General features: G+C 35.6%; 10 protein-coding genes. 2 read left to right on the top strand and 8 right to left on the bottom strand.

Going from position 1 to position 13,706, the window contains the following annotated elements; all coding sequences use genetic code 11:
* Window positions 1-53: 53 nt before the first annotated feature.
* The 3 genes from NST98_RS06465 to pepV all read right to left on the bottom strand — a co-directional run bounded on the left by NST98_RS06465 (window position 54) and on the right by pepV (window position 3,451).
* Window positions 54-1,034, bottom strand: a complete 981-nt coding sequence (locus tag NST98_RS06465; RefSeq protein WP_340714728.1) for a nuclease-related domain-containing protein — start codon at window positions 1,032-1,034, stop codon at window positions 54-56.
* A 160-nt stretch (window positions 1,035-1,194) separates the two neighbouring features.
* A complete protein-coding gene (gene dat, locus NST98_RS06470; protein WP_016837063.1) occupies window positions 1,195-2,046 on the bottom strand; it encodes a D-amino-acid transaminase in 852 nt (283 codons plus the stop codon).
* Between the two features lie 13 nt (window positions 2,047-2,059).
* Entirely contained in the window at window positions 2,060-3,451 is a 1,392-nt protein-coding gene (gene pepV / locus NST98_RS06475) for a dipeptidase PepV (RefSeq protein ID WP_340714729.1), read from the bottom strand.
* Window positions 3,452-3,744: 293 nt separating this feature from the next.
* Here pepV and NST98_RS06480 point away from each other — a divergent pair, with 293 nt between their 5' ends.
* Entirely contained in the window at window positions 3,745-3,966 is a 222-nt protein-coding gene (locus NST98_RS06480; RefSeq protein WP_026018962.1) for a DeoR family transcriptional regulator, read from the top strand.
* Window positions 3,967-4,034: 68 nt separating this feature from the next.
* On the opposite strand, the gene NST98_RS06485 is transcribed toward NST98_RS06480, so the two are convergent.
* From NST98_RS06485 to asnB, 3 genes are all read right to left on the bottom strand, one after another.
* Window positions 4,035-4,760, bottom strand: coding sequence for a pseudouridine synthase (locus tag NST98_RS06485; RefSeq protein ID WP_340714730.1), 726 nt, complete (start codon window positions 4,758-4,760; stop codon window positions 4,035-4,037).
* A gap of 12 nt (window positions 4,761-4,772) precedes the next feature.
* Window positions 4,773-6,386 (bottom strand): putative polysaccharide biosynthesis protein, encoded by a 1,614-nt coding sequence (locus NST98_RS06490; protein WP_340705240.1) that lies wholly within the window; start codon window positions 6,384-6,386, stop codon window positions 4,773-4,775.
* 267 nt (window positions 6,387-6,653) lie between these two features.
* Window positions 6,654-8,507, bottom strand: coding sequence for an asparagine synthase (glutamine-hydrolyzing) (gene asnB, locus NST98_RS06495; RefSeq protein ID WP_340715684.1), 1,854 nt, complete (start codon window positions 8,505-8,507; stop codon window positions 6,654-6,656).
* A gap of 304 nt (window positions 8,508-8,811) precedes the next feature.
* Between asnB and NST98_RS06500 the strand changes: the two genes are divergently transcribed.
* Entirely contained in the window at window positions 8,812-10,062 is a 1,251-nt protein-coding gene (locus tag NST98_RS06500) for a BaiN/RdsA family NAD(P)/FAD-dependent oxidoreductase (protein WP_340714731.1), read from the top strand.
* A 94-nt stretch (window positions 10,063-10,156) separates the two neighbouring features.
* Here NST98_RS06500 and cysI read toward each other — a convergent pair whose 3' ends face one another.
* Both cysI and NST98_RS06510 read right to left on the bottom strand, forming a co-directional pair.
* Complete coding sequence (cysI, locus tag NST98_RS06505; protein WP_340714732.1) at window positions 10,157-11,887, bottom strand: assimilatory sulfite reductase (NADPH) hemoprotein subunit; 1,731 nt, start codon at window positions 11,885-11,887, stop codon at window positions 10,157-10,159.
* Window positions 11,888-11,901: 14 nt separating this feature from the next.
* The gene (locus tag NST98_RS06510) at window positions 11,902-13,698 is read right to left on the bottom strand and encodes an assimilatory sulfite reductase (NADPH) flavoprotein subunit (RefSeq protein WP_340714733.1); all 1,797 of its coding nucleotides are present in this window, start codon (window positions 13,696-13,698) and stop codon (window positions 11,902-11,904) included.
* Window positions 13,699-13,706: the final 8 nt, after the last annotated feature.

Genomic DNA, 13,706 nt, shown 5'->3' on the forward strand with positions numbered 1-13,706 from the left:
TATTTATTACATTTTCTTCTTTATGTATATCAACGAATAAGTAGTTGTTTATTTTACTGCTCCAAATTTTGAGGATTCAATATATCGCGGCTATGTGAAGTTGTCTCCACATTATTCAAAATCGCATGTGCCGCTTGTAATTGCACTTTTTTCAAAGGAGATGGAGAATATTTTAATTGCTGTAACCACGTTGTATATCCACGCTTATCAATGATTTGAACGTTAAAAGGCGTCAGCGAATAATCAAAATAGCCATTCCGTGATAGCAATATTTTTCGAATCGGGAAATCTACCTGATGCTTATTAAATAGTTGTGACACAATTGTTTCCATTCGATTTAATTGAATGAACGGATTCAACATTTTCTCACTTCTTTTTCCTACTTTTTTCGTCCAGAATCGTTCTCCGTCACCAACATATACAGCAGACTCTTCTTCTTCAACAAGCGTGATACATAAACATTCAGTCGGCGTTAAGATGATGACATCCAGTTCTATCGGCGCTTTTTTTATTTTAATAATAGGATAGTAAAATACTAAATAATTATCAGGCAAACGCTGGAGAAGTGTTCTTAAAAAACTGTCTCTAAAAAAACGAGGATCGACATATGATTTTTCTAATAGCGTTGAACTCGCCCATTTTATTTGAAAATGGAAAAATTGATCAAGAAACATACGTTTTAACTCTTCAATACTATCTGGATGATAAACGATATGTGGCTCAAAGTACAAAGTGGACTCTTCATCAACTTCTCCTTCTTCATCCGACATCGCTTCATGGGAGACATCAACAGATTCCATATCCTCTTGTTCTTTTATTCGCTTTTGATTGAACCATTTTTTTATAAAGGAGAAGCGGTTCAGTTGTTCATCTTCTTCAATATGTTCCCAAGATAATGGTTCTTCTCCAGTTAACCATTGTTGTTTTACCTTTTCCCATTGGGTTCTTTTTAATCTGACATATTGTGTTGGATATCTTGTTAAATCCATTTGATATCTCGAAATATAATCCTGTAGTTTTATCAGTTGAGCCAATGAAAACACTCTCCTACATACTCTCTCGAATTCATTTTACATGACTGCTTTAAAAATTCATAGTAACGCTCACATTTAAAAATGAAAAAAGTACCCTCAAAGTATGAGGATACTTTTGTTTTAGTGGTTTAAAGCAAAACCAAACTTTTCTCAGTTCAGATTATATATGAAGTGGTTTTGGAATTTTTGTTTCAAATTGTTTTTGTAATTTACGAGTCCATTCTCCAACTTTTCCATCTCGAATCAACTTGCCATCTATTTCAATAACTGGCGTAATTTCAGAAGTTGTACTCGTTACAAATAATTCATCCATTTTCAATGCTTCATGAGTTGTAAATGGAATTTCTTTTACAGGCATATTAATTTCATTTGCACAAGCTATGACAACGTCGCGAGTGATTCCTTTTAAAATCATATTGTTTGCAGGATGCGTATACAATATACCATCTTTTATTCCAAATACATTTGAAGAAGAGCCTTCTGTTACTGTATTATTTCGATGTAGAATCGCTTCATAGCAGCCTTTTTCATGAGCTTCTTGTTTTGCTAATACTGCACCAAGCAAGTTCAATGATTTAATATCACATCGTAACCAACGGATATCTTCCACAAAGGTAGCTTTTACACCTTTTTCAAGATTTTCTAATGGTCGTGGATTTTCTTTCGTATAACCAATGATTACTGGTTTTACAGTATTCTCAGGGAATTGATGCGCACGAGGCGAAGTTCCGCGAGTAACTTGAAAATAAATATGCCCAGTGTTTAATTCATTTTTTTCCACTAATTCATGTAGCAATTGATGAAATTTATCCTTTGTATATGGAATCGTAATTCGTATTTTTTCAGCTGATGCATATAATCGGTCAATATGTTCATTTACAGTAAACATTTCACCGTTATATACTTTCACAACTTCATATACGCCATCACCGAATTGATAACCGCGATCTTCTTTATCAATTTTGACTTCTTCATCTTTCACAATTTGGTCATTCCATAAAGTGTATCCCATTTTCCCACATCCTTCATTTTTTCGCTGCTAATTCAATAATTGCTTCTGCATATATTGCAGCAGACTTCACTAAGTTGTCAATGACAACATACTCATCTTTTTGATGAGCCACATCAGGTTCTCCAGGAAATAAACTGCCGAATGCCACCCCTTTTTTCAACACTCTTGCATAAGTTCCGCCACCGGTTGATAGTGGTTTAGATTCATCGCCAGTATATCGTCGATAAACTTTTAATAATGTTTGAATCAATTCATCATCTTCAGGAATGTAATGAGGGCTTGAATTTGATATTACTGTTAAATTAAAAGGATATTTCGATAAACGCTCTGTGGCTTCTCGAATTTTTTCTTCATATGGATAAGTGACAGAATAACGCATGCTGACGAGTATATTTCCTCCTCTCTCTGAATCAAAAGAAACTACTCCAGCATTCAATGTTGTTGGTCCTGACATTTCGTCTATATAATCGAAACCTAGAGCTTTCCCATATACATCACTAAAAGCATCGACAATAAATGAAACAAATGCTTTACTTGCGTCGGTTGATAAATGTTGTTTTAAAAATTTCGCAAGCATAACGGCAGCATTTATTCCTTTTTCTGGTTCCATTGCGTGGGCAGATTTTCCTGTTACCGCTATTATAACCTGTTCTCCCTCTCTAGTGAAGGTTGCTTCTTCATTAAATTGTTTAAAATATTCATAGAATTCTTTTTCAAAATCCGATGAAACATTTTTTACTATCGCTTTTGCAAAATCAGGAACCATATTATGTCGATCACCTGATTTAAAGGAAACGAGTTGCTCATTATGAGACAAAGGACTCGTTTGAGAAAACTGTATTACGGCAATTCCCTTTTCAGCATTGATGAGAGGAAAGTCTGCATCTGGAGCAAAACCTATATCAGGCATTTCTTCTTTTTTGAAGTAATGTTCAACACACCGGAATCCTGATTCTTCATCAGTACCTATAATTAAGCGAACCCGTTTGGATAGTGGGATACCGGCATCTTTCACCATTTTCATAGCAAGATATGCAGCCATTGTCGGTCCTTTATCATCAATGGCACCACGGCCATACAACTTTCCGTCTTTTACGATCCCTTCAAATGGTGGATAAGTCCAATTATCACCAGCTGGAACAACATCTACATGACAAAGAATACCGAGAATTTCTTTTCCCTCTCCCATTTCAATGTGTCCTGCATAATGATCTACATTTTTCACTTTAAATCCTTCTTTTGAAGCTTTCGAAAGAAGCCACTCTAACGCTTTCTTAGGTCCATTTCCAAATGGTGCATCTTCCGTTTTATTCTCTTCATCCAATACACTTTCAATTCGAATAATTTGCTGCAATTCTTCAATCAATTCGTTTTTTCTTTGTTCTGCTAATGTCAAAAAGTTCATGTATTTCACCTCTTTGATTAATAATTAAGGAGTTTCAAAAAAAAATTAGAAAGGTATAAAACCCTTTATATTAACGTATTCTTTGAATAATAAAACACAAAAATTATCTTTATATCGTTTTGAATTGTGGAAAAATTAATAGTTTATTGCTATAATGATTCTGTCAAATGTATTTTTTGACAAAAAATTCTGAAAAGGGGATGTCTAGGACAGAAATTTAGACCTCTCATTCATTTGTTAGTCGTCCGCTGGTCTTTGCCATGTGAATTAAGATGAAGGAGTGGTTCATGAATATGAAACCCGCTACAAATAGAATGCTAACTCGCATTAAAGACGTGTACTTGTACATTCGGGAGAATGGAACAGTAACTACACAGGATTTAGTTGAAGAGTTTAACATCACTCCTCGCACCATTCAAAGAGATTTGAATGTGTTAGCCTTTAACAACTTGGTAGAAAGTCCAAGTAGAGGCAAATGGACAACGACGAAGAAAAAAGTAAAATTAACTTCATAGAGATAGAAATACAATATATGCTATATTTTATTGCATACAGAAAATTAACGAGTGACCTTACGTTGGGGTCACTCTTTTTTATTCACATACTCTCTTATTGATTTTATTTCTTCATCTGTTAGCTCACGATATTCCCCGTATTTTAAATTAGAATCCAATGTTAAGTTCCCCATTGATAAACGTTTTAAAAATATTACTTTTTTATTGACAGCTTCAAACATCCTCTTTACTTGATGAAATTTTCCTTCGTAGATCGTTAATTCGATTTCAGAAGTATCTCCGGACTTTAAAATAGTCAATTCTCCCGGTTTTGTGACCGTGCCATCATCCAACACGACTCCTTCTTTGAAGGCCAAAATATCTTCTTCCGTTACGACGCCATCAATTTTTGCATAGTAGGTTTTCGGCACATGTTTTTTCGGTGATAACAGCTGATGGGCTAAATTTCCATCATTCGTTAACAACAATAATCCTACAGTGTCTTTATCTAATCTACCAACGGGAAAAGGTTGATAATGTCGATCGATTGGGCTTAATAAGTCAATCACGGTCTTTTCTCGAAGATCTTCCGTTGCCGAAATAACACCTTTTGGCTTATTCAACATTAAATAAATGAATTCTTTATAATCTAATTTTTCTCCGAGCACAAAGATTTCTTGACTCATTGGGTCTACGTGCATGGCAGGATCTTTCACAACTTTCCCATCAACCGTCACATGCTCTTTTTTCAACAACTGTTTTACTTCTTTTCGAGAGCCAAATCCAGAATTGGCGAGTATTTTATCTAAACGCATAATTTTCTACACCTACTTTAACCCGAATTTCCCTGCTATACGAGAAATTCGCTCTCCTAATAATTTTTGAGCTAACCCTGTTTTAAAGCTTATAAATGCATAAACATATACGCCAATCGCGACACAAATGGATACCACAATTAAACTGGTCAATTTACTATCAACTGGTCCAAATAACCATACTAGTCCTTTATGCGCCAACAACACGCAAGCAGCCATCACAGCTGTTAAAATAACGATGAGAAAAGTGCGTCTTAATACAATTTTCGATTGATAATTTAATACTTTCTTTAAAACGATGATGTTTATGGCAATCGAAACGGAATAACCAATTGCTGTCGAAAGAATTGCTCCATCCGCTTGCATTGCTTCAATAAGCGGCGTATTCAGCACTAACTTTATAAGAATACCTGTTAACAAGCTGAAAACAATCCACTTTTGAAAGTCAATGCCTTGTAAAAGTGCGGATGTTACTTGGAATAAAGCGAATAAAATCGCTACTGGAGCATAGTGAGCAAGCACTTTCGCTCCCATTTCACTTTGAGCATACAAAAGGAAGTAAATTTCATGAGATAATAATGCAATTCCAATTACTGCAGGCAATGTGATGAAAAATAATATTTGATAAGACTTATCCATTGCCCCTTTCAATAATTGAAATTCACCACTGTTGAAATATTTTGCAATCGTTGGTACCAGTGCTAAAGATAAGCTAGTTGCTAGCATTACGGGAATAATAACTACTTTGTGAGTTGTAAAGTTAATCATACTTAAATATAGGTCAGATACTTCTGACATCCCAATATTTTTCATCGCATTATTAAATGTCAACATATCGACTAATTGGAAAAGAGGGTTGGCGATTCCGACGAAAATCATCGGTATGGAATAGCGTATCACTTCCATATAAATTTCAGTTAATTTAATGTCAGAGTTTCTGCTGCTTTGACTTCTAAGCTCATTCATTTGAGGTCGATATTTTTTCCAATAATAAAATAATACGAAAAGTCCTCCGATTGCTCCGATAAAGGCAGCAAATACTGATAATGCAATAGCTGTTTCAGCTTTCCCTTTTAAAAGGATCATCACAATGAATGAAGCACAAAGTAAGAATAGAATGCGCACAATTTGTTCCACTAGTTGTGAGTATGCTGTCGGCTCCATAATTCCATATCCTTGGAAAAAGCCACGCCACAAACTCATAAATGGAACGACAATTAAAGCAAAACTAACCCATCGAATCACTGATGCCACTTGTTCCACTGTGAAAACTTGCTCTTCACTTCGGATGACGATTTCTGCAATCGGTGATGCAAGTAAGTTTAATAATAAAAATGTCAAAAATCCTGTGATCATCATTGTGAGCAGTCCAGATTTTAACAACTTCCTTCCCGCTTCATAATCGCCAATCGTATTATACTTAGCTACAAACTTTGATACTGCAACTGGTGCGCCGGAAATGGCAACAGACAGCATGATGGTATATGGAATATAAGCATATTGGTAGAGGATGACGTTTTCTTCTCCAACAATTGCATAAAAAGGGAATACATAGATTAATCCAAGTACTTTCGATAAAAACATGCCGATTGTTAATATAGCTGTACCTTTCATTAAAGAGGACATCAAATTCATCCATTCTATAAAGGATTTTTTATAATCATCACATTCATTATTATGTATTTTTAACGTTTATGCAGTTTATTAGTTCTTTTTAATTCAAGTAAATAATCATAGTATATAATTTTACATCAAAAAATAAGCACTACCTCATATTCTTTTGAGATAGTCCTTTATCAGAAATTATAAAATCTATAAACATTGAAAGAATCGCACCGGTTCCCCGAATAACAGGGAAAACCGGTACGAAACACCCTCATGAACAATTTATTTTTATTTCTCATCAATAAAGAAACGCTTATACCACACAAGGAAAACATATACTGTCCAAATGTATCTTGCGTGATTTGCTTTATTATGATAATGCTCATCTAAATATTTCATCAATTGATTCGTATCAAAAAATTCCTTCGCATAATCAGATTGAAAGGCTTCTTTGACCATATTATAATACTTCTCTTCTCGAAGCCAATGGCGAATTGGAACAGGGAAACCGAGCTTTGGACGCTTTGCCCATTCTTCAGGAAGCTCTTTTAAAGCAGCAAGCCTTAATGCAAATTTTGTATCTTTTTCATTCACACGATAATTCGTAGGAATGTTTTTTGCTAATTCCATCACTTTTTTATCTAAAAACGGTACGCGCAGTTCCAAAGAATGAGCCATGCTCATCTTATCTGCTTTCAGTAAAATATCTCCCGGCAACCAAAGATTTAAATCTAAATATTGCATTTTCGTTACGTCATCTTCATATGGTACTTCATCGTAAATCGGTTTTGTTATTGAATGAACACTAGGGCCAGTACGATAAGCTGGTTTTAATACGTTTAAGGCATCTTCTTCATCCCACACAACCGCTTCCCCAATGAAGCGTTCTTCGATTGTTTGTCCACCTTTTATCAAGAAGTTCGTATATTTGTTTTTCGGGAGTTTCTTTGCAATAGCTCCAATGATTTTTCTTAAGCCGAACGGAATTTTTTCATAGGTTTCCATTCGCTTCGAAGGTTGATACCATTCATACCCTCCGAAAATCTCGTCTGCTCCTTCCCCAGATAAAACAACTGTTACATCTTTACTCGCTAATTCACAAAGGAAATAAAGCGGTACCGATGAAGGGTTGGATTGTGGTTCATCCATATGCCATTGAATGGTAGGCAGTTTTTCAAATACATCATCAGCAGATACATATGTGCGTTTATTCTCGATATTGAGAATATCGGATAATTCTTTTGCATGATCCGTTTCATTGAACATTTTTTCGTAATTTTTAAATCCAACAGAGAAAGATGTATTTGGACGTAATAGTGAAGTTACGTAACTAGAGTCAATCCCTCCAGATAAAAAGGAACCAACTTTCACATCACTAATTTTGTGGGCCTCAACTGATTCTTTCACTGTTTTTTGGATTTCTTCAACATAATGTTCCAATGTGCCATCTTTCGCATGGTATTTTTTATCCCAATATTTTTCCATTTTTACGATTTTGCCTTCTTTAATAATCATGTAGTGGGCAGGTCGTAATTTATAAACTCCTTTAAAGAACGTTTCGTCCATTGATGAATATTGGAATGTTAAGTATGGACGTAAAGCATCCTTATTTAATTCTTTAATAAATGATGGGTGGGTCAAAAATGATTTAATTTCAGATCCGAAAATGAACGTATTATCTTTTGTATTTTTTGTATAATATAACGGCTTAATTCCAAAACCATCGCGGGCAATCATCATTTGATTGCGGTTTTTATCCCAAATACAAAAGGCAAACATACCGCGCAATTGTTTTACAAACTCTTCACCATATTCCATGTAACTATAAATCAGCACTTCGCTGTCTGATTTCGTTTTAAATTGATAGCCTTTATTAATTAGCTCTTCCCGCAATTGTTGAAAATTATAAATTTCTCCGTTAAAAACCAAAACGATGCTTCCATCTTCACTATAGAGAGGCTGATTTGCTGCATCGGTTAAATCGATAATGCTTAACCGACGAAATCCTAGGGAAACTTTTTCATCAATATGTATGCCTCCGCTGTCTGGTCCACGATGTATAATTGTATCCATCATTTTTTCAATTGTTTGATGATGGTCTATTTTCTCCGTTCCATGTATATATCCAACAAATCCACACATTACTTTTCGCCTCAACTTTCTGCATAACAAAATTATTTTATCAGAAATTGCTCCGTAATCATACCGAATTATGATTATAAAACGATTCTACTCAAGATTCAATGAATCTTCTCAATTGTACTAAACTCGACAAAGCTAGACAATTTCTAGATAATTTTTCTATATGGATTTTGCTACTTGCTTAAATTTATTATATCTTTTCCCAATGCTATTTCTTTTTACAATTCCAAAAGATTTATATTTTCATCCATCCAGCGTGTATAATATGAAATGAAAAAAATCTAAATGAAAGAGAGATTTTCCTATGTACGACTGTATTGTAATCGGAGGCGGTCCATCCGGTTTAATGGCAGCTATAGCGGCTGGTGAACAAAAGAAAAAAGTCTTGCTAATTGAAAAAGGAAATAAACTTGGAAAAAAACTTGCGATTTCTGGCGGCGGTCGCTGCAATGTTACCAACCGATTACCGGTTGAGGAAATCATTAAACATATACCGGGCAATGGTCGTTTTCTTTATAGCGCCTTTTCCATTTTTAATAACGAAGATATCATACAATTTTTTGAAAGATTAGGTGTACCGCTTAAGGAAGAAGATCACGGGCGCATGTTTCCTGTCTCCAACCGAGCACAAGATGTGGTTGATGCCTTGACGCGTGAATTAAACCGCTTGAACGTAGAAGTACGATTACAAACTTCTGTCAGCAAAATATTAATGGATGATGAAAAAGTTTTAGGGGTTCGTCTACAAGATGGTTCTGAAATTCGTTCAAAAACAGTAATCGTGGCAGTTGGCGGCAAAGCGGTTCCTCAAACTGGTTCGACTGGAGATGGATATCCTTGGGCAGAACGAGCAGGTCATACAGTTACAGAATTATTCCCGACAGAGGTGCCGATTATATCGAAGGAGCCTTTTATTCAATCTCGGGACTTGCAAGGTTTATCATTAAGAGATGTAGCGGTTTCCGTATTAAATAAAAAAGGAAAACCCATTATTACTCATCAAATGGACATGCTCTTTACTCACTTTGGGATAAGTGGACCAGCCATATTGCGGTGTAGCCAATTTGTTGTGAAAGAATTAAAGAAAAATAGTGGTGCACCTGTTCCAATTCGTATACAAACCTTACCCAACTATAATGAAGAAACTTGTTTCCAATACTTAAATCAACTTCTAAAAAAGGAACCGAAAAAATCGATAAAAAATTTATTAAAACCGTTAGCTCCTGAGAGATGGCTATTATTTTTACTTGAAAGAGCAAATATCGATGCTTCAAAATCTTGCGCAGAAATTTCACAAGAACATATACGAAAATTAGCTCATGAGCTTGTATCGTTTACAATGGATGTCCATGGTACGCTGCCTTTAGAAAAAGCATTTGTTACTGGTGGTGGTGTGTCCATTAAGGAAATCGATCCTAAAACGATGGCCTCGAAGAAAAAGAAGGGATTATATTTTTGTGGTGAAATTTTAGATATTCATGGTTATACGGGAGGCTATAATATTACAAGTGCTCTTGTAACAGGACGTATTGCAGGAATGAATGCAGGAAAATAAATTTCATTGCTTCTGCCATGTCTTATCGAACAGGAGGGAAATTTTTACTTAATTCCCTTTTCGACATGGCAGAAGAATGAAATGAAAAATATGTTTATGCGTTTGTTTTCTCTTTATGGAATTCCCTTCCATCCGCAACTGCTTCTACATATCCAGCACGGATGACGAAATCTCCGAAATACTCTCCTTCAAGCCGCTCATTTGCATAATGTTCAAAAATCGGCTTTAAAGTAGCTAATATTTCTTCTTCTCCTATATTTTCTTTATACAATTTAGCAAGTCGAGTACCTTGGAAACTTCCTCCTAAATGTAAATTGTATTTTCCAGGACCTTTTCCGATGAATCCAATTTCAGCCATAGCTGCTCTAGAACAACCATTCGGACAGCCAGACATCCGAATCACAATATCTTGATCAAATAAGCTGTATTCTTTTAAAATTGGTTCAATTTTTTGAATAAGGGTAGGTAAATACCGCTCAGACTCAGCCATCGCCAATCCGCAAGTTGGCAATGCAACACAAGCAATCGAATTTCTGCGTAGAGCTGAGTAATTGTCACTTTCCGTTAATTGATATTTTTCAATGATTTTATCAATGTTTTTTTTCGATCTTGGGCTTACATTGGCAATGACTAAATTTTGATTTCCTGTGAAGCGAAACTCACCTTTATGAATTTCAGCAATTTCTCGTAATGCGGTTTTTAATGGATAATTTTCAAAATCGCGGACACGGCCATTTTGAATAAATAATGTGAAATGATATTTACCATCTTCCCCTTTAACCCAACCATAACGATCGCCCGTGTGTTTAAAACGGAAGTCACGAGCTTCTTCAAATTCATATCCTAATCGTTTTTCGATTTCTTTCTTCACATTTTCTAAACCAAGTCGATCGATGGTGTATTTGAAGCGAGCATATTTACGTACTGAACGATTACCGTAGTCTCGCTGTACAGTCATAATTTTTTCACAAACATCAACGATTTTATCTTTCGAAACATATCCTATAATTCTCGCTAACTGAGGATAAGTGTTTGTATCCCCATGGGTCATTCCCATTCCTCCACCGATTGCCACATTGAAACCAACCAATTCATCATTTTCAACAATGGCAATTAAGCCGATATCTTGAGAAAAGACATCTACATCATTTGCAGGTGGAACAGCGATACCAATTTTAAATTTACGTGGTAAATAAAGAGCACCGTAAATAGGTTCTTGTTCCTCTTGCGTATCTACAACTTTTTCATGATCTAACCAGATTTCATAATAAGCGTTTGTTCGAGGCAATAAATGTTGGCTGATTTTTGCTGCGTAATCAGATACTTCTTGATGCAGTTTAGATTGATAAGGATTTGCATTACACATGACGTTGCGATTTACGTCTCCACATGCAGCAATCGTATCAAGCAAAATACTATTTAACTCTTGTAAATGTTTTTTCATATTCCATTTCAAAATCCCATGGAATTGGATTGTTTGTCGCGTTGTAATTTTGATTGAACCGTTTCCATATTTATCAGCCAATTCATCCAATTTTATCCATTGATCTGGCTTTGCAACTCCAGCTGGCATCCGCAATCGCACCATAAATTGGTATGCCGGCTCTAATTTTTTACGTTCCCTTTCAACCCTTTGATCCCTGTCATCTTGCAAATAACTTCCATGGAATTTTAATAATCGATTATCCCAATCAGGAATGCCGGATGTAACTTCATCTTGAAATGATTCAGCCAATGTTCCACGCAAATAGTTACTTGCTTGTTTAATCTCCTCTACATCACTAGGTTTTCCCTCTTGGGGTGGTAACACAATTTTTTTTGTCACGTTTGTTTCCTCCTTTAGTAAACATCCCGCTGATAACGTTTTTGCTTACGCAATTCTTCTAAATATTCCAATGCATCCTCTTCCGACTTGTTGCCTTCCTGTTGAATAATTTGGAGCAACGTCTCTTGCACATCTTTTGCCATGTTTTTATCACCGCAGACGTAAACAGCTGCCCCTTTTTCTAACCATGCATACAATTCTTTTGCACGTTTAAGCATTTTATGTTGTACATATACTTTTTCTTCTTGGTCTCGGGAAAAAGCAACATCTAGCTTCGTCAACACTCCAGATTTAAGCCAGTTTAACCATTCCCTTTGGTATAGGAAATCTGTTACGAAATGTTGTTCTCCAAAGAACAACCAATTTTCTCCACTAGCACCTCGCTCTTCTCGCTCTTGAATAAATGCTCGAAACGGAGCAACACCTGTTCCTGGCCCAATCATAATGATAGGCGTATCATCATCTGGCAGTTTAAAGTTCGGATTTTTCTGAACATATACTTGCACTTGATCTCCCACTTCTAATTGATCGGCAACATATGTTGAGCAAACCCCCAGTCTTTCTCTACCATCTACTTCATAACGAACAACACCAATTGTGACATGGGCTTCTTCAGGATATGCTAATAAGCTGCTTGAAATGGAATATTGTCTAGCAGGAATTTTACGTAAACAGTTGATGAAATGTTGAGCATCCCATTTAAATGGTCCAAATTGTTCCACAACATCTAATAAGTCTCGACCATTTATAAATTGTTTTAAAGTTTCCTGATTTTCGATTAATGCATGGAAATCTTTATTTTCCGTATACTCTGCGATTTTCTTCATTAACGGTTTTGTTAAAAGTGTTATTTCAAATGTTTTTAATAGGGCTTCTTCAAGTGTAACGGCTATTCCATCCACATCGACTTTTGTGTTCGCCTCAAATCCTAATGCAGAAATTAAAGAGTTTACAAGATTTTGATTGTTAATCGGGATGATGGCTAAACAATCACCAGGTTCAAAAGCAATTCCTGAGTTTTCAAGAGAAAGTTCCAAATGAATCGTTTCTTTATTGGAACCTTGACCATTTAAATTAATCTTTTCAATGATTTCTGCAACAAATGGATTTTTGCGTGAATATTCCGTCTCTTCTTGTAATACAGCCGCCGCTGCTTCTTGTTCAAAAGGAGTAAATTGTGTAAATTCACTATGCAATTTTTCCTTTACCGCTTCAAACCATTTTTGTGCTTGTTCTGCATAATCAACATCACAATCAACCCGTTCCACTAGTCGTTTTGCCCCTAGTTTTTCTAGCTGAATATCAAAATCTTTACCAGTTTGACAGAAATATTCATAGCTAGAGTCGCCTAACGAAAGAACAGCGTATTGTACATGATTCAATTTTGGCGCTCGTTTTCCATGTAAAAAGCTGTGGAAAGCGATCGCATTATCTGGTGGCTCCCCTTCGCCGTGGGTACTTGCTACAATCAGTAAATATTGAACCTTTTTCAACGCATTCGTTTTATAATCACTCATTGATGAAACCGAAACTTCTAAACCTATCTGTTGAAGCTGGTCGCCAAACTTTTCTGCAAGTTTTTGTGCGTTTCCAGTTTGACTGGCATAAAGGATTGTCACATGTTTTTGAATTGGGGAAGATGCAACGGCTTGTTGAGTCATTTCTCTAGGAGCCTCTATAACGCCAATGTTTGCACTTGCAGTTAAATATCCAGTTAACCAAATTTTTTGTTGGGGAGTTAACGTTGCTAACACTTCATTTAACTGCTTTACTTGTTTTTCATTAAATGGACTATTGATGACTTCTAACACTCTGCACA

This window comes from Ureibacillus sp. FSL W8-0352, from assembly GCF_038004345.1.
Taxonomy (GTDB): Bacteria; Bacillota; Bacilli; order Bacillales_A; family Planococcaceae; genus Ureibacillus; species Ureibacillus thermosphaericus.